Raw genomic sequence first — 26129 nt, 5'->3', positions numbered from 1 at the left:
CACTCTGGATGTTAGATAATAATGATCTCGACGTCAATGTCACTTTTGAGAAGGGTGCATATTTTCTCAATCAGGACGGGGAGAACCTAGCGAACGTGGCGGGCAGGATTGCCTGACCAGGCGGTCTAGGTCAGTCCTGCGTGGGAGTGCCCGGCTTTAAGCTGATGCCGCGGCTCCAGATGTCGGTGAGCGTGCGCACAGCCGCGTCGATATCCACCGCATCGGGCCCATTGCGGAAGACGCGGGCGGAGAACTGCATGACCATCGCGTTCAGGGCCGTGGCCGTGAGGTCGATGTCGAGGTCGCTGGCGATCGCGTCCTGGTCTTGGAGGCGGCGCAGCGAGTGCTTGGTGCGCTCGATGTTGAACACCGTGAGTTCCTCAAGCAGATCGTTGATGTCCTTTTGCGCCGTGGCGGCCTGCCGCCACGTCTCCATCAGCCGCCAGTGTTGGCCGTATCCTTCGAGATGGGCGCGGTTGGAGGCCTCGATGACCTGGTATGCCGTGCGCGGCTTGGCCTTCGCGGACGCACGCGCCGCAACCTCAATGGCGCTCTGGTGATCTTCCAGGACCGCCAGGAAGATCTGCTCCTTCGACGTAAAGTACTTGTAGAACGTGCCATGTGCGGCGGCCGCCTCCGCTACGATATCCGTGATACGGGTGTCGATGAACCCGTCCCGCTCGAAGACCCGTTGCGCTGCGTCGATCAAGGATTTACGGGTGCGCCGGCCCTTGTCGCTGAGCTTGTCGATGGATTTGGCAGTGCGCTCTGTAGCGGACATACGCACTTCAGAGGTCTCGGGCGGCATTGTCATCCTTGCATCGGTAGGCGGACCTTCAGCGTCCGCGCCCAAGCTGGCCGGAGCAAGTCTCGATGGCTCGGATGTCACTGGCTTGTATATCATTCTCCGCTCTAGGATCGCACCTGCTCTTGGCCTGACCGCTGGAGATTCCGCTGTGACCTGAGCCTTGCCGGTCCGACGCAGGCCGTTGCGCAGAGCGGCTTCGCCGCCGGTGGGTGCTGGGCATGGCGCACCAGATGGTGGCGATTGAACGGTCTGCGACCGCTGATCAAAGCCAATTCCTCGATTCAATTGCCACGATTCGGGGCCTGGAGAAGTGTCAAATCAGTGATGTCGCCGTGTAGTGGTGGCTGTGTCAGGAATCGTGGTTGTTCACGACGCGTCGGCAAGTGGGCCGGCGATATTCGTTGCCGTCGCCCGTATTCGCTGGGGTTGCTGCGATTGGTTCCCAACCTCATGTGTGCAGGGTTGGCGCGGCCGGCGAAATCACATTTATGACACAACACAGCGTCGTCGGCGTTGTCAAGTTGTTTTGAGTGCAGCAGTTTCGGGCGCAGAAAGGCATCACACGGAACGATCGGTCAGGAAGCGACGGCCTGTTCGACGACCTGATCCCACACCTGGAATCGGATGGCGGCTTCGGTTCGGTGGTCGATGGCAGTCATGCGGTGGCGGGTGGGCGGAAGTACGGGGAGATACGACTGAACGAGGCCAGAAACCGCTCGGTTATTTGAGATGTCTGTACAGCGTCGTCCTTCCGACACCGATGATTTCGGCGATGTCGGTCAGATGCATGCCGTTCTCCCGCATCCGTTGCGCCTGAGCAAGTTTCGTCGACGTCATCTTCAGGGGCCGGCCACCGGTCCGGCCACGGGCCCGGGCCGCGGCAAGACCGACCTGAGTCCGCTCCCGGATCAGGTTTCGTTCGAATTCTGCGAGGGCCCCGAAGATGGAGAAGATCAGTTTGCCGCCGGAGGTGGTGGTGTCGATGGATTCGGTCAACGATTTGAATCCGACGCCGCGGGCGGCGAGATCTTCCACGGTTTGCAAGAGGTGGGGGAGTGAGCGACCGAGTCGGTCGAGGCGCCACACCACCAACGTGTCGCCGTCGCGAAGATGGGAAAGCAGGTCGGTCAGTTGCGGCCGGGTGGTCGTTGCACCGGAGGCGGTTTCGGTCCAGACTTTGAAACAGCCGGCAGCGCTCAGAGCGTCGCTCTGCGGATCATTGGTCTGATCGGTAGTCGAGACCCTCGCGTAGCCCAAAAGTTCACCCATGAGGCAGTAGTGTTCCAGAACTCACCGACAGGCCTCATATTGAACCATCAGTTTTGGACACGAGTTTCGGAACGTATCTTCGGCCAGCTCGCAGAAAATCGTCTCTGATGTTTCAAAAACGGTCTTGGTCTCAATACGTCAACGCATCACTGCTGGTGACATGATGCGTGATCGTGGAGGCATGGATGGGCAACAGGGCGCTCGGGTTCACTGTGGATCAAGAGAACACGATCTGGGAGATGTGGCGTCGCGGTGATTCGCTGAGTGCGACCGGGCGGGTCCTCGGGGAGAGTGTCCCTCAGATCGGCCGGTTCCTGCGTAAATCCGGCGGTATCCGGCCGCTCCCACGTCGTCGGCGAGCATCTCATCTCACGGCCGGGGAGCGTGAAGAGATTTCCCGTGGGATCGCCGCCGGTGACAGTGCTCGGACGATCGCCGACAAACTCGGAAGATCCCCGTCCACGATCGCTCGGGAGATCGCCCGCAACGGCGGCCGCGAACACTATCGGGCGACCCCGGCGGATGCCGCAGCGTATGTCCGCGCGCGCCGCCCTCAAATCTCGACTCTCTCTACCAGGCATTTTCTGCGGGAGGTTGTCACAGGGAAGCTGAGTGAGCAGTGGTCACCGCAGCAGATCCCCGCCTGGCTCCGGCGCGAGTATCCGTCCGATCCGCAGATGTGGGTTTCGCACGAGACGATTTACCGTTGCCTGTACATACCGTCGCGGCAAGTATTCGACGACACAAAATTTCACGAACTGCGTACCGATCGGCGGATCCGCCGGCCTCGTGGGAAGAAACGCTCCCACGGGCGCGGGCAGATACGGAACAGGGTCCCCATCGATCACCGCAGCCCAGCAGCGGATGCTCGTAGCGAGCCCGGACATCTGGAAGGTGATCTCGTGTTCGGCACCCGCCCGTCGGCGGTCGCGACGCTGGTAGATCGGCAATCACGCGCCGTGCATGTGGTCGCACTGCCGAACGGGTACCGGGCCGAGACGGTTGCGGACGCCTTGATCGCCTATCTGGGCCGGTTGCCTGCGCATCTGCGTCGGTCGTTGACGTGGGATCGGGGACTGGAAATGGCCGCGCACGAGCGCATCACCGCAGCACTCGACCTGCCCGTCTACTTTTGCGCCCCGCATCATCCGTGGCAACGAGGGACGAACGAAAATACGAACGGGCTCCTGCGCCAGTACCTGCGCAAGAACGCTGACCTGCGCACTTTCAGCCAGGAGGGCCTGAATTCGATCGCGGTAAGACTCAACAATCGGCCTCGTCGGGTGCTCGACTGGGACAGTCCACGCCAACGAGAAGACCAGGTGCTCGGCTCCTCCGCAGTCGGATAGCAAAGCTGGCCATAACGGCGGTTGGCATGATGATGGTCATGGCTGCCACCGGACTCCCCGAACTCGATGTCGCCCGTATCGTGAAGTACTGCGCCAGTCGGGTTCCCGATCGTCTGCGTCATGAGATTCGGGTCGAATGCGACATCGCGCTGCGCCATGTCACGATCTGCGAATGCCGGCCGCCGTGGCGTGAGGACTTCGGACCGGAGTGGACGCGATTCCCGATCGCCCGCCTGTCTTACACGAAGAAAACCGGGCTGTGGACTCTGTATTGGCGGGACCGGAACCTCAAATTTCACCGTTACCAGTTCTTGGCGCCGAGTCCTCACGTTCAGGATTTGCTCGATCACATCGAAAGCGGTGCGGACCCGATCTTCTGGGGTTGATCCGTTATCGTCGGTGATGCGTTGACCTATTGAGACCAAGATCGGTATTCGACTCCTCTGCGAAGCGTGCGTATCCCCAGCTCGTGCAGAGGTCGAGGTGTCGAGAACTGGTGTCGACAATCTATGTCGAATAACCCAGAGACTTCGCCTTTTCGACAGAGAAGTTTCTTTCAGGCTGCCCACCAGACGATGACGAGGGCGAAGAGGATGCAGCCGAGGATAACGGCAATTTCTGATCTCGCTCCGAGAAATTTTCGGATGCGCTTTCGCCGGTCGATGCGAGGCTGTGGTGCCGTCATGGTGTGGGGGAGGGCTGGATCGTGGCTTCGAGTCGGGTGAGGCGTTCTTCGAGGGCGCCGGTGATGGCGAGCAGCCCGAGCAGGGTGGGTTCGGTGATGTCGCTGCCGTGTTGAGCGTGTTTGAGCAGGGTGGTGCGCAGGAGTGAGCACATGGGGGCCTCGTCGCTGATGGGGAGTTGCTCAATTTTTGTAGTCAGACGCTCGACGGGGGAGGTCATGCGTAGCTCCTGCACGTGTGGATCATGCAGGCAGCGCGAAGGGGCGACTGCCTGCGCGGTGGTATCGGGTGGTGCGCTGGAACCGAGGTGGAAAGCAGCGCACCACTGCGATGATGTTACTGCGTCATTGCTGGCCGGTCGGCACGCGGGAGGTAAGTGAGGGCGTCACCCCTAGGTGCGCTGAACTAATTCCGTAATGGTCTGCCGCTACCTGTTGCTGTGGGCTGTGCGCGTTGCGGGTAGTTCAATACTCAAGTAGCTGTAACTGTGCGAAGACTGGTAACGAGGGTGAACGGGACGTAAATTTTCGGGGGCGGCATCACCCGGTCCCCAACGGGTATGGCGAACGCTCCGCCGGTAGCCACCCCTGGTCTATCGGCGGGCGGCCCGTCCCGCAGGTTTCGGCGCGTGTGACTCGTTTCGCTGCGCAGGGGGTCAGCGCGGGTTGGGGGTGCGCCACAGGCTCGGGGTGTCGCCGTCGTCGGTGTTGGCGAGGGTCCGGATTCCGTCGGCGTCCTGGGCGAGGACGTCGGCGAAATATTGGCGGTTGTCCTCGTCGAGTCCGTCGGGAAGGTTCGCCCCGTCGGTGATGGATGCCGCGGCGCCGTCGAGGTAGCGGGCGATGCGCAGGAGCAGTGGGCGTGGGGTGGGGACGAGGAAAGCGTCGGCGTCGGCGGTGATCATGCCGAGGGTCGAGAGCAAGGACAGGCCGGCGACGGCTTCTTTGTCGTCGAGGTTGATGTGCGCGACCTTCAATGCTTCGGCCAGTGCCGCGGTGGTCAGGCCGACGGCGGCGACGGGCATGGAGATGGTGCGCTCGAATTCGATGAGGTCGGCGCCGGGGGCTTCGTCGGAGAGGGACAGTGCAAGTGATTGCGCGAATGCGAGGAGACGTTCGTCGGTGAAGTCGTGTTGCGCGGTCTGGCGGGTGACTCTCATCATGCTCGCGTACTCGGTGATTTTGTCGTCGAGGATTGTGCGGGCTTCGGTGTCGGTGATCGTGAGCCCGAGATCGAGCAGGGCGGCCCGGAATTCGGTGGATCGGGTGTGGAGCCAGGTGGGCCTGGGACTCATCGCTGCTCCCGTGAGGTTGAGGCCGTGGTTGTTGAGGTGAGCTTAGAGCCGCCGCACATCACGGGCAGGAAATGGCCGCCGAAACACGCCGGGTGGTTGCGGATCAGTGGAATCGTGTGCGCTACATTTCCCTTCCACTCCATCTCGTTCGAGGCGGTGATGGATGGGGTTCGCCGAGATGTTGTCACACGACTCCAGACGAGTCGCGCCCGATCGTGTGCCCGGCCCCCCAAAGTTGGGCACACTCGACCCACCCGGCTGGTGCTGACGATCAGCCGTATCTGACGTGCCGATGACGTTTGGCTCGCTTCGCGCTGGGATGGGCACTGCACGTGCAGTTCTGGAAGATTTCGAGGTGGCCCGCCGGGTCAGGGTTAGGTGTCCGACCCGGCGGGGCCGTGCGCTCGGACCTGGCAAGGAACGACCACCCGAAACATCGTACTGTTCCGTCATCTCATGGGTTTCGGGTGGTGGAGCCTGTCGAAAAACGATGAAGTGGGATATTTTCGACAGATGTTGTTCGGTTACGCCAGGGTGTCGAGCGCAGATCAGAATCCTGCCCACCAGATCGACGCCTTGGCGCGGGCGGGGATCGACGCCGGAAACATCCACACCGATCACGCGGGCGGTGCGAAAGCTTCACGCCCGCAACTTGATGCGGTGCTGACTCGACTACGTAGTGGTGACACGTTGGTGATCACCCGGTTGGATCGGTTGGGGCGTTCGGTGGTGCATCTGATCACCCTCGGCGCGCAGTTGCGCGAGCGGGGGATCGGATTGAAGGTTCTCGAGCAGGGCATCGACACCGCCACAGCGGAAGGGCGGGCGATGTTCGGGATGCTCTCCGTCCTCGCCGAGCTCCAACGTGAGTTGATCGTGGCGAACACCCGGGACGGGTTGGCCGCGGCGCGAGCGCGCGGTCGAAAGGGTGGTCGCCCGTCGAAACTGTCCGGCGATCAGATCACGCTCGCCCAGCAGCTCTACGACGCGGGGGAGAAGACGGTCTCGCAGATCGCGGCGATGTTGAACGTTCCCCGCACTACTGTCTACGGACACCTGAACAAGCGCACACCGGCGGCGAGTGCGTCGACTGATCCGGCGAGCACGGTGGCTGTGGCCCCGGTTGCGGCGGCGCGAACGTCGCGGATCTGCCCGTCCTGTGGGTACGAGCCGAGCACCAGAGCCGAAGCGGCCCATCAACGCGGCGACCTGGCCGTGATCTGGCTCCATCCCCATCCTGACAATCCGGTCGGCCCCGGTGCGGCGATCGCGCGATCGCATTGCCATCAGTGCGAGCCGGGGCCGCCGGCGTTCGATGTCGCCTGCACGGTGTGCGGTGACGGACCAATCCTCGCCGGCGATTTCGCACAGACCGCACGGAGCGGCACCCTGCCGGATCCGGTGCAGCAGTGGCTCACTGCGAGTGGATGGACCGTATTGCCTGAGTTGCGGTGCCCGGACCACACCTGAAAATTTCGTCGGGACCGGTGAGTACTGTGCACTGATGCCGACAGTGTGGACAGTGACGGACAACTCCGCTCGCGAGCTTCGCGATTCGCGACTCGCGGCTGACTTCATCACCCTGAACATCGACGGAATCAATTCGGATCCAGTCATGCGATGGGCCGAGTTGCGTTCAGTGCTCCGACATCTGGAAGATCATGCGGGCCGCGTTTTCACCACCGCGGAGGCGGCATCGGAGGCACTGTTCGACGATGGAGGCGGCTTCGGTATTTCATCGGTTCTCCGAGCAGGGGTCCTGGACCAACTCCATACCCAGCAGGTTGCCGGCGAGCACGTGTTACCGCCGAGACTGGAACCCGGAGTCGCCGAGAAGCTCGGTGTCTACGTCTACGCGCTCATCGATCCACGAGATCGCTCCATCTTCTACGTAGGAAAGGGCGTCGGAGATCGCGTCTACAGTCACGTCTGGTCCGCCATGGGAGCGGCTGACCTCGTCGAAGACGGAATCGAACGTGAAGCCCCCGCAGTGAAATCGGCAAAGAACCAACGCATTCGAGCTATCTATCAGTCGGGCAAGACAGTCGAACACGTCATCCTGCGGCATCGGATCGAGCCCGAAGCGACAGCCGACAAGAGTGCATACGCCATCGAGCAGACCTTGATCGATGCGCTCCGCCTGCTAGAAGCGCCGGCGGGCGAGGCAGTGTTGGCGAACATTGCGGGCGGTCACACCGCCACGGAGTGGGGCGTGATCCCGCTACCGGAACTGATCAGCCGTTACGCCGCGACTGCGGCGCCTGAGATCGAACGGCCGTTCGTGGTTCTCGTCGTCAACGCGGCCCTGAAACCGGAGAACTCCAAGGAAAAGATTTACGACGAAGGTCGAGGCTGGTGGCGCGCCGGCCCGGCTATTCGCAACACAGCGAATGTTCCGATTTTCTTCGTTGCCGCAGACATCATCCGAGCGGTATATAGGGCTTCGAGTTGGGAACAGAGCGAACAGGGCGGGGCCTGGCGGTTCTCCGGCCCGGCTGATCCGGAACTGGAAACCCGTTACGTCGGGACTAGTGTCGCGGAGCTGAAGAAAGCTCGGCGGACTAGGCGATGGCGTCAACATGGGTGGCATCCCTACCCGGTGGAGTGAAACGCTGCCCGCGCATTCGCCCGGTTCTGCTTGCGGCACCGAGCCCCCTCAGATCGCCGATAACTTAGATTATGTCGCCCTGTCGATGAAATTCGCTGCCCGGCAACGAAATACGTCCACGCTGAACGTGCATCGTCAGTGTCGAGTGGCAGCGTCGCTACCAGAGTTGGAGTGGACACTCTGCAGCCTCGGCCGCGGCGATGCGCTCTTCGATGGTGTCGAGTCCTACGTCTGCCCGACTACGTTTTGTCCGAACCGGATGCGAATCGCATCACTCCTCGCGGACCGACGCACTGCGAGGCATGTGGGTGCATCCACCGGTACGCATCAACGACGTCCTGCAGTTGATGCTCGGGTCGATCGGGGTCGCGGTAGCGCGTATCGCGGACCGATGAGCGGTAGGTATCGGCCAGCTTTCGAACAGCCGTCCGATCCTCAAGATGCAGTGGCACCTTCAAATCTCGGGCTTCGCCCTGCGACCCGCGTGAGTTCTCGGCCTTCGGCGGTCAGATCATCCCAGTATTTCTGATTTCTGGTTCATCTCGGTATCGGTTCTCTTCCACGTCAGGTTAGCCAACGAAAAGCGGTCGCTTAGATTATCCGATCTCATGAGCAGTGGCTGGTCGTTCACAACACCGACCGCTTGGGACCTGCATATCGACGATACGGCGGGTCGGAGGAAGGCAGGGAAGTCGTCGGACCTGGTGAGGTCCTGATGCTGCTCGTGAAATGCGAGTTCGCTTCCTTCTCAGGCTCAGCAGATTTACAGATCGGAGCCAAAGCAGGAAGCACGTCTAAGGCTGGCAGGGATTTGTTTATCGGTGTTTGCCCGTTCCGGGCAGGCCGCCGGAAACGACAGAGCGGATCCCTCCGGCCGGTGCCGGCCTTCCGCAATGCGGAACTTTCTTCGCCGCAGGAAGAGGCTTCGGACCTAACCGCACGTACAACTGCCGGCGCAGTCGACGAGCTTCGGCAACCAGGTCGCGCTCACGCTCGGAGAGTGGACGAGCAGATGCGACGTCGGTCGCCGTTCGTAAGAACTGCTCCACCTGCACAGGCTGCGGCGCCGTCAGACCCGTCCGCCGTGGCGTAATGCGTGCGCAGCGATAGACGCATGCACCTCAGAGACATTACGCGGGCGCAGTGATTGCGGGAGGAATCCGTCTCGCGCTAGCTTTGCGGCGAGTTCCAGCGACCATGGCGCCGCGAGCCGGGCGGCCGCAAGGAGCGAGGCATTGCCGAGCAGTTCGCCGGGATCGCCTTGGCGGACTGTGCCGCCCTCAACGATCGCTACTGACGACGCCCAATCCAACGCCAGAGCAGCGTCGTGGGTGGAGAGGACCACCGTGGTGCGACTTTCCTCGAGCCGTTCAAGTGCCTGGAACATCTCGGCCACCCCGGCAGGGTCCAGGCCGGCAGTGGGTTCATCGAGGAGCAGCACACAGGGCCGCATCGCCATCGCGCCGGCAATCGTGACGCGTTTGCGTTCCCCGTAGGACAGTTCATGTGTCGGCCGGTCGGCCAGGTCGGTGAGCGACAGCAGCCGCATCGCCTCGTCGACCCGCTCTAGGATCTCGTCGGTGTTCAATCCCAGATTCGCTGGCCCGAAGGCGATGTCGTGTCTGACATCCGCCGAGAACAGCTGATCATCCGGGTTCTGCAGAACCAACTGCACATTCTGACGGTGAGTACGCAGCCCTGCCCTGCCGTACTTGATAGGGGTGTGGTCAAGACTGACCGTCCCGCGCGAGGGCCGCAGCGATCCGGCCAGTATTCGGAGCAGCGTTGTCTTTCCCGATCCGTTGGCACCCAGCAGTGCCACGCGTGAGCGCGGTGCCATCTCGATATCGACGTCGATCAGCGTATCGCTCGCACCGTGATAGGCGAACGCCACATGGTCGGCGCTCAGCGATCTATGGCTCATGCCATCTCCCACGAAACTGTTAGTGCGACAACACCAATAAGAACGGATACCGAGCCGAAGATGAATTGTCGGCTCACCGGCTGCCGATACAGAACCGGCATACCGATACCCTGGTCGCGACCCGCCAATCCGGTCTCCAGCCGTTGTGCCTGAGTCCAAGACCGGATCAGCACGGCCGCGGTCAGGAGGCCCACTGAGTTGAGTGATCGTCGAAATCCCGCATAGCCCAGTCGCGCGACCTGCGCCTGCCGGATCGTTGCCAGCGACTCCACCAGCACGAACACCATGCGATACATGATTCCGATGACGTCAACACAGGCCGCCGGGAGCCCCGCCCGCCGTAGCGCCGTCGTCAACGTGGTCATCGGTGTCGTGGAGGCAAAGACGAGCATCGCCAGTGATGCCGTCATCGCACGCAGTGCGAGTTCAGCTGCACCCAAAGCCGTGTGCGCAGTCATTGATATCGTCAGAGCGCCGAAATCGATCGATACCGCAGTCGACAGCGCCGCGATCGCAATAAATGCCGCAGGTCCTCGGGCGGTACGGAGCACGTGCGCAAACGGAACCCCGGCTCGTCGCGCGGCGATCAGGGTCACCACGATCAACAGTGGCGCCGCCGGAACCGGGGCAAGCACCACCGCACATCCGACGATCCCGCCGAAGAGAATGACCTTCTCTGCGACCGTCCGGCGGCGCCACGTCGACCTCCACGCAACGCTATCGATCGCGGCGGTGCCAGCACTCATGTCCGGTCACCCTCGCCAGCGCTCGCGGCCATAGCGTCGACGTCACCGGCCAGTGCGATCGCCTCACGTTCGGAGCGCCTACGCTGCCACATCGCCCCGAGCGCAAAGCCGAACACTCCCGCACCGAGCGCAGCCTGCAGCGCGAACAGTCCTGATTCGATCTCACCGGACCCGGGGGTGAAGACCGGCGAGAACCATGGCTTGTAGTCGGAATGGTTCTCCTCGATGTGCTCGGTGGCCAGGGAATCGCTACCGACGAACGCCTCATCCTCCGGGGCGTTCCGATTGAGAAACATCGACAGAGCGAAGATCACGACAATCGCACCGATGATCAGTGCGGTGACCAGAACATTCTTGTTACGCGACATGAATGGTCTCCTTGGCTGGGGCTGCGCTGTCTTGTGCGGTGCGGTCGGTCAATACTCCCAGACGCAGCAATTCCGGCCGCGCCACCTTCCGCAGGACGTTGAAAATCAGGACCCCGACGAGGCCCTCGATGACAGCCAGTGGAATCTGAGTAACGGCGAAGACACCAAGGAACTTCACCACCGAACCGATCACACCGCCGGTCGCATCGGGGAAGGCAATGCCGAGCTGAACAGAGGTAACGCAGTATGTCGAGAGATTCGCGATCGCCATTGCGAAGAAGATCCCGACACTAAAGGGTGCCTTCGTCTTTCGGCTCAACTGCCACACCACGTATCCGGCCCACGGACCAACAATGGCCATCGAAAACGCGTTGGCACCCAAGGTGGTGATACCGCCGTGTGCAAGCAGCAGCGCCTGAAACAGGAGTACCACCGTTCCCAGGAAGGCCATCACCGGCGGCCGAAAGAGCACCGCGCCCAACCCAGTTCCGGTGGGATGGCTCGAGCTACCTGTCACCGAGGGAAGTTTGATTGCGGACAGGACGAAGGTGAACGCCCCTGCCGCCCCGAGCAACAACCGCGATTCAGGATGCTCACGTACCTCGCGCACGACGGCCACGGCACCGTGTACAACGAACGGTGCGGCTACCGCCGCCCAACAGGCCGCCTGGACCGGCGGCAAAAAGCCTTCGGCAATATGCACTGGTTCATTCCTCTGCTGTATGAGACGGGTCAGTTACGAAAACTCATTCACCGTCATCCGATGGTCGGAGATAGTCCTCCACTTGTTTTTGCATCGACTGCACCATGTCGACGTCGACCCCGAGCACCGAACCAATCTCGGCGGCACTAAGTCCGTGAACATGTGCTGCCACATGTACGTTGCGTAAGTCGGTCGGCATCTCGAACAGCCGGCCGGCGAGCTCCTCCCAGGAACACTGCTGTGCTCGCCAGTCACCGTCCGGGTCGGCAATGAGAGGTTCGGCAAGGGCCGCGATACGCCCCGCATAAGGCAGTCCCTGGTAACGAAACACCCGGGGCCGGGCCAGCATCGAGACCACCACCTGCATGGCCACCGCCTCCGCAACAGTCCGGTCCTCCAGCCGGTGGGTGACCATGTACCGCACCGAATCACGGGTGTCATTCAGGCGCAATATCCACGCTAAATAGTCGTCTTGCCAATCACTTTCGAAATCCACTGCCCTCCATGCACAAGAACCTCTGAGGCCGGGACCGGGCGGTCCGCTCGGTTGGTACACCCACACGCGCCGAGCGGACCGCCACCGGCCGGGTTACGGCGTCGGCACCACCGTGGCGACCGAGGCTGCCATCACCTCGTTGGTGTACTCGACAGCGGTGGCCGGCAGTGCGGCGCCCGCCATCTCGTCGACACCGATACGGGTGTTCCACCCTGGCGATCCAGCAATCGCCTTACCCATCGTGGCCTCGAACTGATCCGATGGCTCCGAGAGCACGATGCCGAGTTCGAGCAGCCAGCTACTGAGGCTGGTCCGCTCACTGGCAGGGACCGCGTCATAGAGCTTCTTGGCTTCGGCGAATGCCGTCAGGTCCGCCTTCGCCACACCCGGAACGATGATGTTGGAGTACACCGTCAGCTCGTCGAAGAACTCGCCTTCGGTGGTCCGCAGCGAGCCGTCCTCACCCGGCAGCAGGTACTGCGACAGAGTCGATTCGAGCTTGGCCTGCAGGGTCGCATTCCACTTGGTGCGGGCCGCGAAGGTATGTGCTTCCACATACTCTGTCGCGAAGCCCTCGCGAATACCCATCCACTGCGGGACATACCCGATCCAGTCGCTGATCGCACTACGCCACTTGCTGATCGGCTCGCCCGGCAGTACCTCCACACCGGGATGCATGAGCTTGGCAACGTTGAACACGGTGAAGTTACGCGGCCCGAAACTGACTCGCTCATGTGGTGCACCGGTGAAACCGGCCGGACGCAGAACGCGGAAGATCTCGCGACCGTAGTCGTGAACGACGTAGCGGGCGAACGAGTCGTCGACGAACTTGTTCGTGACGTGCAACGCCTGCTGATGCCGGATCTCGGGGAGCACACCCTTCTTGATTGTGGTGTACCGGTACAGACGCTCCCACGACTGCTCCTGGGTGACCGCCAGGAATCCTCCGGTAAACGGATTCTTGTACATGTCACCCCACACCGAGGTGATCTTCTCGTTCTTCGTCTCATCGAGCATGCAGTCGATCTCGTTGAGCGTGGCGTAAACCGAAGCGCCACGCTGGTACTCAGGATCTCCCGAACACGGCATGAAGCCGACCCCGATGACCGGCACCCGACGGCCGAGCGCACCGGTGCTCAGGTGGCGGGCGAGGTCAACAACCATTCCGCTGCCCGTGCCGCCACCAACACCGAAGGCAACAAGAACCAGGCATGGCAGGCCGGTCTGGTCGATGCTGTCGGCAAATGCTTCCAGTTCGCTGTGGAGTGGGCGCTCGCCGTCGTAATACGCACGGCCATAGATCGCCTTCGCCAAGGAGCGGGACACATGCTCGTCGGAGGACGGGACCTCCAGTTGGCCGACGTAGTTCTTCTCGGTGGTCGGCGTCGTGGTGGCATCCAGCCACGACGCGAATCCGCTCTCGCCCTGGCCCTTCCAGCTGAACCGCGGGAACTCCCTGCCGAGGAACTCGGGAAAGCGAGCCATGCTCTGCTCGAGATCCGCGGCGTCAGGGATGTCCAGGGCCACAGTGCGAATCTGCGCGCGGTCCCGGGGAATCCCACGATCATCAAGGCGTGCGTAGAACGAGTCCGCGTACTGGCGCATCTGACGCATGTCGCCCTCGCCGATATCGATCGCCAACGCAGTGAAACGAGCGCGCGGATCGTCGAGCATGTCCTCGATCTCACCGGTCCGCAACAGCGCATCGATGAGCTGGGCGCCGGCCTTACCGAGGCCGACAACATTGATACAGTGCGGCGCCTGTTTTCCGCTTGCACTGTGGTACATGGATAGTGCCATGGTGATAGTTCAGCCCTTCTAGCTAGCTCAGGTATCCAAGGTCCTTGAGGATGGTTGCCGCGACCGTGGGGCGCTCGTCCGCAACCAACGTTCGGTACTTGTCGATGAATTTGTTGGCCTCGCGCGGGATTGCCCCCTGGTTAACCAGGTCAACACCTTTTTCCAAGTTGTAGCGGTGTAGTTCTGCGGTCCAGAGCCGGTGTTTGACGTAGATCCGCTCGTCGTCGGCTCCGCTGACGGTCACGGTTGCCCCACCCGGAAGGGTGTCGACCGCCGCGCCGTCCCGATACTTCTCGACGGCCTGATCCCAGTCCAGACCCGCTGGCTCCGTGGTCATCTCGGCCCCGCGTGCTCGATGTCGGTTCCGGTGCTCACTTGGACAGCTCGAGTTGTTCAACCTCACCACGGATTGCCAAGTGCGGAACAACAACCCAGCACGCGCAGCCCAACAGGCATTCGCCACCGACTCCCTCGAATCGGGTTGAGGGCTCGCAGAGCAGCACACCGAGATCGAGCAGCCATGCGTGACGCATGAGCTTGGACTCCCAATCCAACGCGTCGTAGGCCTCCCGCGCGGGCACGAACCAGCTCATGTCGAGCTTGCTCAGCCGCGGGATGAAGGCCGCGACCGTGGTGTCGCCCGAACCTGCGAAGGCCAGCGTGTTGGGTCCGACGACGGGATCGAGGGATTCAGACAACGACGCTGCGACTGCGCTGGCCGAATCCGCACCGAAAGCGCGAACCTCGACGAATTCGACTGCTGCCGAGTCGGTCACCTCGCCGACCAGCGGAGTGCCGGCCGGACCAATACCCACTGCGAGCAAGTTGATCCAGCTGTCGGTCTGATCACCACGGGTGGCCGGATGCCACGCGTCGGCCGGGACATTCATCCAGTTGAGTGCCTTGATCGACTCGTACAGGTGATCACCTCCGTCACGCAAAACAAACTGCGCGATACCGGTGTCGATGGCCTTGTGCGCGGCGTCAAGGTCGCCGACCGCGTCGTACACCGCGTTCTGTGGCACACCGAAGAATCCAGCAGTAAAGGGGTTCTTGTAGAGGTCACCCCAGACGGTCATGACGCCCTTGTTCTTGTCGGCGTCCACCATGCAGTCGAGCTCATTGATGGCGATGAACGCGCGACCGTCCCTGAGTTCGTCGGGATCGGCGTCGGCGGGCAGCACGCACATGCCGGCAACCAGCGCGCGACGGCCCAACCGGATGTTGGATAGATGGCGGGCCAACTCGACGACGATGCCACTGCCGGTTCCACCGACCAGTGAGAAGGCGATGATCACCAGTGGGGTCTTGTCGCTGGACATGATCCCGTCGGCGAAGCGGTCGAGTGCCTGGGCAACCTCACCACCGGTGTAGTAGTCGACGCCGTAGAGGCCCTTGGACACCGCCCTCGGGAAGTGGTCGCCAGCCTCCGGCACCACGAGATCGTTGGGAAGCCACGGCTCGTAGTTGGGATTCCAGTAGTAGCGGGGGTACTCCTTCTTGAGGAATTCGCGGTAGCGGCGCAGTTCGCTGAACAGCGCCTCATTCTCCAGCGCGGGGAGGTCGACGACCTCCGCGCTGGCGAGATCGCCGGACAGCGCTGCCGACGCGGTGGTGACACCGGTCAATTCGGCATCACCGATGTCGATGGCCAGCCCACGGAACGGTGTTTCCGAACCGGCTGCAGCACCCCCGGGTGCGTACTCGCGCAGCATCGATTCGACGACGTTGGAACCGGTCTTGCCGATGCCCAGGACGTGAATAGAGAACGGCCCCTCGTGATCTCCGATGCGGTGAACGCCATCGGTGACCAACGCCTCAAGCCGTACCTTGTCGGTGCCGTACCCAGCGGACTCGCTGTCGCACGCCGCGCCTTCATGGGCGTGGCTGTGCCCATGATCGTGATTGTGGTCGTGTGCTCCTGACACTTCATCTCCTTCAACGGTGGTCGCGAGCCTGCGGGTGCCGCACAGCAGGGAGGGGCGGGTCTTTCGGCCGGACTCGCGGAGTTACTGCCTGAATGAGAAGCCCCTGGCTTCCCCGCAACTGACAGTAGTGGAGATACTGTCAGTGTGAAATATATCAATGTTAACTTTTCGTAACCGAAATATGCGAAATGACAACGATGTGGTTGAGGGGCAATCCTGTGCACGCTAGTATGTGGACATCGGGGACTGGAACGGGGCCTCAGTTACTCGTACTGCGCGTCCCCCGTACCAAGAGAAGGATGATCGGATGGCCACTGTCCAGACCAAGCCGACGGGCGCCGCCGGCGCGGCCGAGGCAGACGCCCTACAGGTCTCACCCAGGCCACTGGCAGGGCGATTGGATTCATTGAGTCGGATGCTCTCACGCCGCATCGACGGGATTACCGCGCAGCACAATATGTCCGCCGATCACTGGTACGCACTCGACGTCATCGTGCGCCAGGACGGCGTGGCGATGAATCACTTGGCACGAGCGTTGAGTGTCGCCGCACCCACCCTCACCAAGTACGTGGACAAGCTGGCTGTGAACGCCTACGTCTTCCGGCTCGCCGACCCGGGTGATCGACGCAAAGTGCTGGTGCACGCCTCCAGTCGGGGTACGAGCGTCCACCAGGAACTTCTCGGCACTATCGCTGCCACCGAAGCCGAGGTATTGGGCATGTTCGCCGCACGCGACCGCCAAGCGCTGGAACGCATGCTCAACCACTACGGCAAACAAGCAGAAGACTTCACGAGTCAGTAAACCGACCGGCGCCCGCCGCTGGTTTAGCCGACTGCGGCAATCTGTTCGAGGACATCGAATTCGAGCCCCCTGGCCTTCGCTATATACACGTCTTGAGCGAGATGGTGCCGACGGAAGCGGACATGCCCACGTGGACTGTCATAGTGAATGTCGGCTTGTGCCTGAGCACTCAAGTCAGACACATTCACCGACGCTGACCGCTCAACCAGTTCAGCCAGGAGCCGCACACCCTCGTAGCAGGACTCGCCCGGCGAGGCCAGCGGCGGCGCACTCGCACCGAAGCGCTCCGCATACCGCCCACCGAACTCCAGACTGTGGCCGGTCCCCAAGGATTCGAAGAAGCCTGACACGGAATAGAGTTCACGCGCAGCGCCCGCACCGCCGGCCAGCAGCATATTCTCATCGATCAGCGGCCCGAGTCGAGGGAGATCGCGATCTAACCCACGAGCAGCGAACTGCCTGTTGAACGACACCGCATCCTGGCCCAGCAACAACACGAACACCCCGCCGGCGCCGGAGCACTCGATCTCATCGAGCACATCACTGAAATCGGTCTCACCCAGCGGCGTGAAGTACTCCCCGACGAGCCTGACACCTGAACCGAAGGCACCTGTCGTCGCCCACTTCCGCATACGACCAGCGGTGCGTCGTGGCCACACATAGTCACTGCCGACGACAAACCAGGATGTGATGCCGTCCTCTCGAGCCATCCATTGCAGCGCAGGCACGATCTGACGTTCGGGTACCTCCCCGGTAGTGAACACACCGGGTGACGATTCACCGCCCTCGTACACCGCCGTGTAGATGTAGGGCACCAGACCACCTACGGATCGCACGATCTCGCGACGCAGCGCCGAAGTATGCCAGCCGACCAGGGCTTCGACCTCACCGTTGGACACCCGTGCGGAGACGTCGCCGGCCACGTCCCCAATGTCGGCGCCGCCATCGATGACGGTGGCGGTGACCTCGCAACCAAGAAGTCCGCCATGCTGATTGAGTTCGGCGATGGCCAGTTCGGCGCTGCTCAGGCACGACGGCCCGAAGATCCCCGCCGGACCACTCTCAGGTATGAGCAGGCCGAGATTCATGCGTGGGTCAGACATCGAACACTCTCCCTGCGCAGGGTGGGTCGCCGGTTACGTCCCATGATTTCAGCGCGCTATTACCGGGGTGTAAATCGCTCGTGTGAGGTCACACACGCGGAAAACAGATTCGATCCCGCCGGGACATGACATGATTCCCCGGCGAGACCGACTCCGTCGCTATGCTTCTGCGGTCTTCTCGGTGGGCAGATCGTAGACCGGTGCGGACGCAACACCAATGGTCTGGCGGGTGATCGCCTCGACCTTTTCCCGGGTGGCCTCGGCGTCGGTCACCCAGTCACGGTAGAAGTCGAAGGGGCATTCGGCGATTCCCTTGTCACCGTCGCCTGCGTTGTAGACGCCGGTGTAGCCGCGGTGGAGCAGCTTGAACAGGTGGTTCTGCGACTGGTCATTGGCACGCGCATCCCGGATCGTCGAAAGCGACAGCTGCGCGTACTGAATCCCATAGTCTTCCTCCCCGCACTCCCCCAGCGTGCGCCCGTCAAATCCGACGATGGCGCTGTGGCCGAAGTACGAGTAGACGCCGTCGAAACCGGTCGCATTGGCCACTGCGACATAGCAGTTGTTGGCCCACGCCATCGTCTTTGACATCAGAACCTGCTGCTCCTTGGCCGGATACATGTAGCCCTGCGGGCGGACGATGAGCTCAGCACCCTTCATCGCGCAGTCCCGCCAGATCTCCGGGTAATTGCCGTCGTCGCAGACGATGAGCGAGATTTTCATGCCCTTCGGGCCGTCGGTGACATAGGTCTGCCCACCCGGGTACCAGCCCTCGATCGGGGTCCACGGCATGATCTTGCGATACTTCTGCACGATCTCGCCCTCGTCGTTGATCAGCACCAAGGTGTTGTAGGGCGGCTTGTTCGGGTGATCCTCATGCCGTTCACCGGTCAGGGAGAAGACTCCCCAGGTCTTTGCATCCCGACATGCCTTGGCGAAGATGTCGGTTTCATCGCCTGGCACCGTGGCGGCCGTCGCATACATCTCGTCGTTGTCGTACATGATGCCCATGGTGGAGTACTCGGGGAACACCACCAGATCCATACCCGGGAGGCCGGCCTTCATCCCAACAACCATGTCCGCTATCTTGCGTGCGTTGTCGAGTACCTCCTCCTTGGTGTGCAGCCGCGGCATCTTGTAATTCACGACGGCAACGCCAACCGTGTCCGGGCTCGATGAGATGTCTCCGTGTCGCATGTTGGACCTCCATTTAGTTCGTAAACTCTCGCCAGCCTCTGCACGAGGTACTTTGATCGTAAAGTATTGCAAACGACAGGGTACAGCCGTACCTGTTACACCTATGTTTCAAGGAGGATCGCTCGATGCAACCCGAACCACCCCCGGACTCAATCCCCAGCCCGGTAGGAACCAGCCGCTTCAGGCTGGGTCGGCTCCGATCACCACAGGAGCTGACTGCCGCATTGCAGTCACATATCGTCGGGCAGGAGGCTGCCATCGACGCTGCGGTGCGGGCGTTGACGATTTCCGCGGCGGGGCTGCGCGACCCAAACCGTCCGATCGCCTCGCTACTGCTGGTCGGGCCGACCGGCGTGGGAAAGACCGAGCTCGCAAAACAACTCGCGTGTCAGGTCACCGGCGATCCCGACAACCTCTGCCGAATAGACATGAATACCCTTGCACAAGAACACTACTCGGCATCACTCGCCGGTGCGCCGCCCGGCTACGCCGGCGCAAAGGAAGGCCTGACTCTCTTTGACCCCGCCCTGATCGCAGGTAACCATTCCCGGCCGGGGCTCGTACTCTTCGACGAGGTCGAGAAAGCGCACGCGACAGTCCTGCGGTCCTTACTGCAGATACTCGACAGCGGGGTCCTAAGGCTGTCGGCAGGCAACGAGACCATCGACTTCCGTAACGCGATTGTGCTATTCACTTCCAACCTCGGATCTGCCGAAGTAGCTGCCCACGAACGCCGGCGCCGAGGCTCGTCGTCACTGCAGCGGCTCGCGGCACCATTCCGACCCGGCGCACGTCGCGACTCGCAGCAGATCGTTGCCGACGTCGTCGAGCAATTCTTCGATCCGGAGCTGTACAACCGCTTCGACGAGGTTGTGCACTTCGCGCCGTTGACCCAGACCTCAGCGGCGAAGATTGTGGATCTCGAGCTCGTGCGCCTACGTAATCAGCTGTCTGCCATACACATTGATTGGATGCCAGATGACGATGTACGAAGTCTTCTGATCAACAAGGGATTTGATTCCACCTACGGGGCCAGACATATGAGACGTACCGTCCGGACTACGCTGTTGGCGCCGATCGCCGAAGCAGTCGTGACCGCTCCCGACGCAGACAACCGATCTCACCACACACTGTCCACGACAGTGGCGCAGGGAGGAATCGTCGCCACCGTCACCCGGGCTGTGTCGTAGACACTGGAAGAGACCGACTGTGCGAATCACTGCTATTTGGGCACACCGCCGGGAATCACTGCTACCAGGCCGCCGATCGCTCCGACGGCGCCGCCCCTGTCAACGTAGATCGCAGCATAGTGATTGTTGAACAGCGACCGTGTCCGATGACACCTCAGTTGGGAGTGGTGACAGCTACTTGAGAGCCACTGACCCGCATATTGCGGCTACCGGCTTGCGTAGTTCGCTGCCATCTGAAGCGAGATTCCATGGTTTCGTGGCGGCGACTGTCCTCAGTGACAGCCGATGTGAGAGTTCGGCGTGGATTCTTTCAGGTTGGCGAGTTCGAAGTCCTAGGCTGGTGTCACCGGGTCCCATCTAGGGTGGCGTAGTGTCAACTACGTTGGCACCCGACAGGCTGCGAACTGACGTAGAGTTTGCTCACGACAGATGTACCTTACATAATTACTATTATCGGCTAAAAGTATGGCTATCGTCGGGCCAGTCTGGCGGCTAGACTGGACGGCATGACGACAGTGCCACTGGGTGAAGCCAAGGACAAGCTCTCCGCGCTGGTCGATAGCGCCGAAACCACGCACGACATCATCACGATCACCAAGCACGGCAAACCCGCCGCGGTGCTGATGTCTGCCGACGACCTCGAATCGCTGCACGAGACGATCTACTGGCTCTCACGTGCCGGTGTCCGCGACGACGTCGCTACCGCCGACGCCGAGTACGCTGCCGGCCACACTGCCTCCATCGACGACCTGCGCGCGGAACACGGCCTGCCGCCGAAATGAGCGACGCTCCCACAGACTCGTCCGACCCGTACCGGGTCGAAGTCGCATCCCCAGCTCGCCGCGACCTTCAACGTCTCCCATCCCGGATCGTCCACGCCGTCATCGAATTCATCTCCGGACCCCTCGCCGAGAACCCTCACCGGCTCAGCAAACCGCTACGCGACGACCTCGACGGTCTCCACAGCGCCCGCCGCGGCGACTACCGAATCCTGCTCCACATCGACGACCCCAACCACACCATCGTCATCGTCAGAATCGACCACCGTGCCCACGCCTATCGCACCTAGGGGTAAAGCCATACGTGCGAGAGACATTGAGATACAGCTGGTGCCGCGGTAGCGCAGTCGACACAGACTCGATCAACCTCGAAATGTGATGCCCGAAGGGTCTGTCCAGAAAACGGTGTAATTGATTGGTTTCTAACTACTTTCGTCCGGCAGACAGCCGTCCGTCGAACGTTATCTCGAAGGCATTCAGTGCTGCCTTCCATCGGTTGGACCAGCGCCTGCGGGCGGTGCCTTTGGGATCGAGGCTCATGATGGCCAGATACACGCATTTCAAGGCCGCGGCCTCGGTCGGAAAGTGTCCACGGGCCTTGACAGCCCTGCGGATTCGGGCGTTGACACTTTCGATGGCGTTGGTCGTGTAGATGACCTGCCGGATGGCGTTGTCGAATTGTAGGAACGGCACGAACTCAGCCCAGGCGTTAGTCCAGAGCCTGATGATCGCGGGATAGCGTTTCTCCCATTTGTCACTGAACTCTGCGAATCGGTCGAGCGCGGCCTGCTCCGACGGCGCCGTGTAGACGGGTTTGAGGTCCTTGGCGATCTCGGACCAGTCCTTGCGGGAGGCATAGGCGTAGGTGTTACGGAGAAGATGGACCACACAAGTCTGCACGATGGTCTGTGGCCACACTTGCTCGATCGAGTCGGGTAGATGCTTGAGACCGTCGCACACGACGATCAGAACATCTTGCACACCACGGTTTTTCAGCTCGGACAACACCCGAAGCCAGTACTTCGCTCCCTCCCCGTCGCCGTGCTCACCGACCCACAGTCCGAGGATGTCGCGGGTGCCGTCGACAGTCACCCCCATCGCGACGTAGATCGGCCGGTTAGCGACGTTGCCCTCGCGAATCTTGACGTGGATGCAGTCGATGAACAACACCGGGTACACAGGATCCAACGGCCGGTTCTGCCACTCGGCCATGCCTTCCATCACCCGCTCGGTGATCGTCGAGATCGTCTGCTTGGACACATCAGCTCCGTACACCTCGGCCAGGTGTGCAGCGATCTCACCAGTCGTCAAACCCTTGGCCGACAATGAGATCACCATGTCCTCCACGCCTGAGAGCCGACGCTGCCGCTTGGCCACGATCTTCGGTTCGAAGGAGGAATCCCGGTCACGGGGCACCTCGAGTTCGACCGGGCCGGCCTCGGTCAACACGTTCTTGGTGCGTCTGCCGTTGCGGGAGTTGCCGCTGCCCCTGCCTGCCGGGTCGCTCTTGCCGTATCCGAGGTGGTCGTCCATCTCGCCTTCGAGCGCGGACTCCACGACTAGCTTGGTCAGCTTCGACAGCAATCCACCATCTCCGGTCAACTGCAGCCCTTCGGCTCGCGCCTGCTCGACCAGCTCTTTGAGCCGCGCATCGCTGATACCCGGCTGAGCCGAGTTCGTCTCTGTCTCACGATCAATCACATCAGTCATAGTGGCGTATCTCCTTTCAGAGTTACACCGTTGTTCTTACAGTCCCTGCCCGAAGGTTCCACCACACCAGGGTCATGGCCGTTGACGCTAAGTAGTTGACGCGCCGCGATGACCTGAACATCTTGGTATGGCCCTGGGCCGACAATCAGTCTCGCGATTGTTGTCTCTGCCGCCGGACGCCAATGGGTGCCGAGGTTGATCGCGAACGCGGTGAAGGGCGAGAGACCGTAACCGCTGAGGCGGAGTTCGCCGAACGGAGGGTTAGTGCTGGTCGTCGGTGGCGCTGTGTGGGTCATGACACGAAACTCCTGTTCGGCCTTGAACGAGTCATCTTTGTGCCGGGCGAGGTGCTTCGCCATCTCGAAGCGTGCGAAAGCGAGGTCGTGGGGGCCGAGCGCGGGTTTGTTCGCGTAGCGGCTGATGAACTCGTCGGCGTCGCGTTCGATAGCGGCCGACTCGTAGCTCACTTCGACGACATCCCCGTCCGCCGGGAAACTGATCACTGAGTCGAGTCTTGGATTTTCTGGCTCGGGCCAGTTGAACATTGGGAAGGTGTGATTCTCGAGAACTTCCCTGGGTATGCCGATCGCGAATCCGCCTGTACCACCGGCGTAACCGCGCCATTGACTGAGATCATCTGGCTCGGTGGTAAACGAGGCGGCAAACACTTGCGCGGGGTCTGGTAACAACCCGTTTGCGCGCAGCTCTCGGGCGAGGGGTAACAACGGGTGGTCGCCGCCAGAGTCACCGGCGGCATCCCTGATCTTCTGCGCGAACACTTTGCCGGCAGTCTTCAGCTCTGCGTGGTCGTTCATGAACCGAACATCAGACGCCTGGAATCGCAGCGTTCGATCGTAGGTGTACTCGGCATACAAGGGGTGATTGGTAGTCGCGTACACGTTCGGGAAGCTCGCTTGGCTGATTCGATCAACGATGCCGAGGAGTCCTGCCGCGGAAGTGTAGTGATACAAGTTGTCGTCGTTGCTCATGTTGCTCTTCCGCCTATTCGACGAGGTCGCGATCGACTAACCCGATGAAGCGGCGATCCCCGGCCCGAAAGGGTTGGGGATCCGTCCGCCCTTCCGCCCCGCACCTTCCGGTCCGCCGGCGGTAAAGAGCCACTGGCGGACCGGAAGGGCGGAATACGGACACCACCACAGACACTCGAGAAAGCACCCCGGCCGCCGGCCACGAACCACGACAAAAGCGCAAGGACAAGAACCTACCCGCCCCGGTGTAAACATTCTTCTATCCCGACGCTCGCGCATCAAGGCCGCTCCAGAAATAATATCCACACGCGCCACTCGCACGCTCGAACAAAGGCGCTAAGATATTTTTTCCTACGCTCACCTTGACCCGCTCCCGCCGAGACCAGAATATCGGCACATATCGGGGAGAGGGGAGAAAGTACAGGTAGAACGCATGCAAGTAGCTGCGTACATCACGGTTTGGTATTAGAGAAAGAATGCGAAAAATGATTGAAGATGTCATTAACTAAAGCGGAAGCTAATCGAAGAAATACCCGCGAAAGTATTGATTTATATTGCAATGTTCGATAGAATGAAATCAATAAAGAATCACCGACGAGGGGGAGTGACAATGGCGATCACCGTATATACCAAGCCCGCATGTGTGCAATGCAATGCCACGTACCGCGCACTCGACAAAGCAGGAATCCAATACGACGTCATCGACATCACCGAAAACGCACAGGCCCGCGATTACGTCATGAGCCTGGGATACCTGCAAGCCCCCGTCGTCGTCGCAGGAGAAAACCACTGGAGCGGATTCCGTCCCGACGAAATCTCCAAGCTCACCAAATGGGATGTATTGCAGCAGATGCAACATAGCGTCAATTCGAAAGACCTGTCTGAACTGGCTGTTTGACGCCGCAGGGGAGTTGTAAGTCCCGGATTTACGGACCCGGACCGTGCGCTTCGAGTGGATGTAACAATGTTGCATCTGATACAACATTAATGTGGTGAACGAGGCGCCGGGATCGGCACATCTGATACTCGCGGGGAATGTCGTCCATCTCGATCCGGCACCGGCGATGTCGGAAGCGATGATCGAGGGCTGGACGCGACAACAACGCAGCCGATTCCTCAAAGACCAGACCATTGCAGCGCGGATTCGGATGATTCGACGATTCGGTGAGTTCACGAATCTGTATCCGTGGCAGTGGACTCCAGCAGAAGCTGAGGCATGGATCAGTGATCTGCGATCCGGCGACCGGGCGCTCGCGTTGTCCACGATCCGGAGCTACGAAATCACGGTCAGACTGTTCTGCGAGTACCTCACCGACCACCGATACGGCTGGATGCAGGTGTGCGCCGACAGGTTCGGGTCAACACCCCAGTTGGTGTTCCACGAGGGCAACTCCGTGCTGCACATTGGGGACTACGAAGGCAGTCCGCGTCGGCGTCCGCTGACGTACGACGAGATCCAAGCCTTGTTCGATGCCGCTGACGGACGAGCCGAGAAGATTCGGGAGAATGGCCGCAAAGGCGCCCTCGCGGCGATGCGCGATTCCGCGATGCTCAAGTTCTGCTACGCCTTCGGGCTACGCCGCTCGGAGGTGTGCAATATCGACCTGGTAGATCTTCGGCGCAATTCCCAAGCCCCGCAGTATGGTTCGTCGGGTTCGGTCGCGGTTCGATTCGGTAAGGCGTCGCGCGGCGGGCCGACGAAACGCCGGACTGTGCTCACTGTTCCCGAATTCGATTGGATCGTCGACGTCCTCGAGCACTATCTGGCCGAAATCCGACCAGCGTTTGCGCCCGGTGCGCATCCGGCATTGTGGGTGACCGAACGCGCAGGTCGCATCTCCCCGCGATCGGTCAACGCCGCGCTTACTGCTGCCCGTGACGACGCGAATCTCGACCCGATCCTGGACTTGCACTGCCTGCGACATTCCTACGTGACCCATCTGATCGAATTCGACTACCCGGTGCGCTTCGTCCAAGAACAGGTCGGGCACACGCATGCATCGACGACGTCGATCTACACCGGCGTCTCGAACGAGTACCGAAATCAACTGTTGACCCGCGCGATGCGAAACCGACACGGCGAACTGTGGAGCGAATCATGAACAAGAAAATGGGCTACGCCTGGCACTTGCGGCACAAGATGGCCGAACGCGACATCTTCCACACCTCGGACCTTGTCCCGTTACTCGCCGAACGCGGAATCGCGCTCTCCCGTGAGCAGGTCTACCGCCTGGTCACCTCACCTCCGCAACGATTGAGCATGGACACCCTGGTTGCGCTCTGCGACATACTCGAATGCACACCCAACGATCTCATCGAACCGAAGATCGTCAACGAAACGATCCGAAAAGGGCTCTCCGCATCTGAGCGGGGCGTGTGCTGA

Annotated in this window: 27 protein-coding genes; 11 read left to right on the top strand and 16 right to left on the bottom strand. The window is 61.3% G+C overall.

Features of this window, described 5'->3' with window-relative positions; genetic code table 11:
- Positions 1-130: 130 nt before the first annotated feature.
- Both EHW12_RS33255 and EHW12_RS33250 read right to left on the bottom strand, forming a co-directional pair.
- The gene (locus EHW12_RS33255; protein WP_164490677.1) at positions 131-808 is read right to left on the bottom strand and encodes a TetR/AcrR family transcriptional regulator; all 678 of its coding nucleotides are present in this window, start codon (positions 806-808) and stop codon (positions 131-133) included.
- 720 nt (positions 809-1528) lie between these two features.
- On the bottom strand, positions 1529-2077 hold the full coding sequence (locus EHW12_RS33250; protein WP_125053424.1) for a recombinase family protein: 549 nt from the start codon (positions 2075-2077) through the stop codon (positions 1529-1531).
- A 185-nt stretch (positions 2078-2262) separates the two neighbouring features.
- Between EHW12_RS33250 and EHW12_RS33245 the strand changes: the two genes are divergently transcribed.
- Both EHW12_RS33245 and EHW12_RS33240 read left to right on the top strand, forming a co-directional pair.
- The gene (locus tag EHW12_RS33245) at positions 2263-3426 is read left to right on the top strand and encodes an IS30 family transposase (protein WP_125053422.1); all 1164 of its coding nucleotides are present in this window, start codon (positions 2263-2265) and stop codon (positions 3424-3426) included.
- Positions 3427-3464: 38 nt separating this feature from the next.
- Positions 3465-3812: a DUF3024 domain-containing protein gene (locus EHW12_RS33240; RefSeq protein WP_125053412.1), complete on the top strand. Its 348-nt coding sequence runs from the start codon at positions 3465-3467 to the stop codon at positions 3810-3812.
- Positions 3813-4107: 295 nt separating this feature from the next.
- Here the strand turns inward: EHW12_RS33240 and EHW12_RS33235 are convergent, their stop codons facing one another.
- The gene (locus EHW12_RS33235; RefSeq protein ID WP_125053410.1) at positions 4108-4329 is read right to left on the bottom strand and encodes a hypothetical protein; all 222 of its coding nucleotides are present in this window, start codon (positions 4327-4329) and stop codon (positions 4108-4110) included.
- A 435-nt stretch (positions 4330-4764) separates the two neighbouring features.
- Complete coding sequence (locus EHW12_RS33230; protein WP_125053408.1) at positions 4765-5403, bottom strand: hypothetical protein; 639 nt, start codon at positions 5401-5403, stop codon at positions 4765-4767.
- Between the two features lie 513 nt (positions 5404-5916).
- Here EHW12_RS33230 and EHW12_RS33225 point away from each other — a divergent pair.
- Together EHW12_RS33225 and EHW12_RS33220 are read left to right on the top strand one after the other, a co-directional pair.
- Positions 5917-6873, top strand: coding sequence for a recombinase family protein (locus EHW12_RS33225; RefSeq protein ID WP_125053406.1), 957 nt, complete (start codon positions 5917-5919; stop codon positions 6871-6873).
- Between the two features lie 34 nt (positions 6874-6907).
- Positions 6908-8011 (top strand): GIY-YIG nuclease family protein, encoded by a 1104-nt coding sequence (locus EHW12_RS33220; RefSeq protein ID WP_125053404.1) that lies wholly within the window; start codon positions 6908-6910, stop codon positions 8009-8011.
- A gap of 1069 nt (positions 8012-9080) precedes the next feature.
- Here the strand turns inward: EHW12_RS33220 and EHW12_RS33215 are convergent.
- From EHW12_RS33215 to EHW12_RS33180, 8 genes are all read right to left on the bottom strand, one after another.
- A complete protein-coding gene (locus tag EHW12_RS33215; RefSeq protein ID WP_054828160.1) occupies positions 9081-9935 on the bottom strand; it encodes an ATP-binding cassette domain-containing protein in 855 nt (284 codons plus the stop codon).
- The gene (cbiQ, locus tag EHW12_RS33210) at positions 9932-10681 is read right to left on the bottom strand and encodes a cobalt ECF transporter T component CbiQ (RefSeq protein ID WP_054828161.1); all 750 of its coding nucleotides are present in this window, start codon (positions 10679-10681) and stop codon (positions 9932-9934) included. The genes EHW12_RS33215 and cbiQ overlap by 4 nt, the downstream gene beginning before the upstream one ends.
- Positions 10678-11049, bottom strand: a complete 372-nt coding sequence (locus EHW12_RS33205; protein WP_054828162.1) for an energy-coupling factor ABC transporter substrate-binding protein — start codon at positions 11047-11049, stop codon at positions 10678-10680. Before EHW12_RS33205 ends, cbiQ begins: the two co-directional genes overlap by 4 nt.
- Positions 11039-11752 carry an energy-coupling factor ABC transporter permease gene (locus tag EHW12_RS33200; RefSeq protein ID WP_054828163.1) on the bottom strand — a complete coding sequence of 238 codons (714 nt, stop codon included), beginning with the start codon at positions 11750-11752 and terminating at the stop codon, positions 11039-11041. Before EHW12_RS33200 ends, EHW12_RS33205 begins: the two co-directional genes overlap by 11 nt.
- A gap of 43 nt (positions 11753-11795) precedes the next feature.
- Positions 11796-12248, bottom strand: coding sequence for a hypothetical protein (locus tag EHW12_RS33195; protein ID WP_059039477.1), 453 nt, complete (start codon positions 12246-12248; stop codon positions 11796-11798).
- Positions 12249-12341: 93 nt separating this feature from the next.
- The gene (locus tag EHW12_RS33190) at positions 12342-14048 is read right to left on the bottom strand and encodes a tubulin-like doman-containing protein (RefSeq protein WP_095972695.1); all 1707 of its coding nucleotides are present in this window, start codon (positions 14046-14048) and stop codon (positions 12342-12344) included.
- 22 nt (positions 14049-14070) lie between these two features.
- The gene (locus EHW12_RS33185; RefSeq protein ID WP_059039485.1) at positions 14071-14385 is read right to left on the bottom strand and encodes a hypothetical protein; all 315 of its coding nucleotides are present in this window, start codon (positions 14383-14385) and stop codon (positions 14071-14073) included.
- A 34-nt stretch (positions 14386-14419) separates the two neighbouring features.
- A complete protein-coding gene (locus EHW12_RS33180) occupies positions 14420-15976 on the bottom strand; it encodes a tubulin-like doman-containing protein (RefSeq protein WP_125053402.1) in 1557 nt (518 codons plus the stop codon).
- Between the two features lie 307 nt (positions 15977-16283).
- On the opposite strand from EHW12_RS33180, the gene EHW12_RS33175 reads away from it, so the two are divergent.
- Positions 16284-16778, top strand: a complete 495-nt coding sequence (locus EHW12_RS33175) for a MarR family transcriptional regulator (protein WP_231783641.1) — start codon at positions 16284-16286, stop codon at positions 16776-16778.
- Positions 16779-16801: 23 nt separating this feature from the next.
- Here EHW12_RS33175 and EHW12_RS33170 read toward each other — a convergent pair whose 3' ends face one another.
- Positions 16802-17881: a substrate-binding domain-containing protein gene (locus tag EHW12_RS33170; RefSeq protein ID WP_054828167.1), complete on the bottom strand. Its 1080-nt coding sequence runs from the start codon at positions 17879-17881 to the stop codon at positions 16802-16804.
- Between the two features lie 159 nt (positions 17882-18040).
- Entirely contained in the window at positions 18041-19078 is a 1038-nt protein-coding gene (locus EHW12_RS33165; protein WP_125053400.1) for an aliphatic amidase, read from the bottom strand.
- A gap of 125 nt (positions 19079-19203) precedes the next feature.
- On the opposite strand from EHW12_RS33165, the gene EHW12_RS33160 reads away from it, so the two are divergent.
- The 3 genes from EHW12_RS33160 (at position 19204) to EHW12_RS33150 (ending at position 21337) form a co-directional block, all read left to right on the top strand.
- Positions 19204-20268, top strand: a complete 1065-nt coding sequence (locus EHW12_RS33160) for an AAA family ATPase (RefSeq protein WP_125053398.1) — start codon at positions 19204-19206, stop codon at positions 20266-20268.
- Between the two features lie 506 nt (positions 20269-20774).
- Entirely contained in the window at positions 20775-21050 is a 276-nt protein-coding gene (locus EHW12_RS33155; RefSeq protein WP_054828168.1) for a type II toxin-antitoxin system Phd/YefM family antitoxin, read from the top strand.
- Positions 21047-21337 (top strand): type II toxin-antitoxin system RelE/ParE family toxin, encoded by a 291-nt coding sequence (locus tag EHW12_RS33150; RefSeq protein ID WP_054828169.1) that lies wholly within the window; start codon positions 21047-21049, stop codon positions 21335-21337. The genes EHW12_RS33155 and EHW12_RS33150 overlap by 4 nt, the downstream gene beginning before the upstream one ends.
- A 136-nt stretch (positions 21338-21473) precedes the next feature.
- Here EHW12_RS33150 and EHW12_RS33145 read toward each other — a convergent pair whose 3' ends face one another.
- Positions 21474-22757, bottom strand: coding sequence for an IS256 family transposase (locus EHW12_RS33145; protein WP_125053396.1), 1284 nt, complete (start codon positions 22755-22757; stop codon positions 21474-21476).
- Entirely contained in the window at positions 22754-23746 is a 993-nt protein-coding gene (locus EHW12_RS33140) for a DUF2971 domain-containing protein (protein WP_125053394.1), read from the bottom strand. Before EHW12_RS33140 ends, EHW12_RS33145 begins: the two co-directional genes overlap by 4 nt.
- Before the next feature lie 610 nt (positions 23747-24356).
- Between EHW12_RS33140 and nrdH the strand changes: the two genes are divergently transcribed.
- The 3 genes from nrdH to EHW12_RS33125 all read left to right on the top strand — a co-directional run bounded on the left by nrdH (position 24357) and on the right by EHW12_RS33125 (position 26129).
- The gene (gene nrdH, locus EHW12_RS33135) at positions 24357-24644 is read left to right on the top strand and encodes a glutaredoxin-like protein NrdH (protein WP_125053392.1); all 288 of its coding nucleotides are present in this window, start codon (positions 24357-24359) and stop codon (positions 24642-24644) included.
- A 124-nt stretch (positions 24645-24768) separates the two neighbouring features.
- Positions 24769-25848 carry a tyrosine-type recombinase/integrase gene (locus EHW12_RS33130; RefSeq protein WP_075835920.1) on the top strand — a complete coding sequence of 360 codons (1080 nt, stop codon included), beginning with the start codon at positions 24769-24771 and terminating at the stop codon, positions 25846-25848.
- Entirely contained in the window at positions 25845-26129 is a 285-nt protein-coding gene (locus EHW12_RS33125) for a helix-turn-helix transcriptional regulator (protein WP_125053390.1), read from the top strand. The genes EHW12_RS33130 and EHW12_RS33125 overlap by 4 nt, the downstream gene beginning before the upstream one ends.

It is taken from the genome of Rhodococcus sp. NJ-530 (assembly GCF_003860625.1).
Classification (GTDB): Bacteria; Actinomycetota; Actinomycetes; order Mycobacteriales; family Mycobacteriaceae; genus Rhodococcus_F; species Rhodococcus_F qingshengii.
The sequence above is the reverse complement of the archived record's forward strand: the minus strand, read 5'-3'. Positions and strand labels throughout refer to the sequence as shown.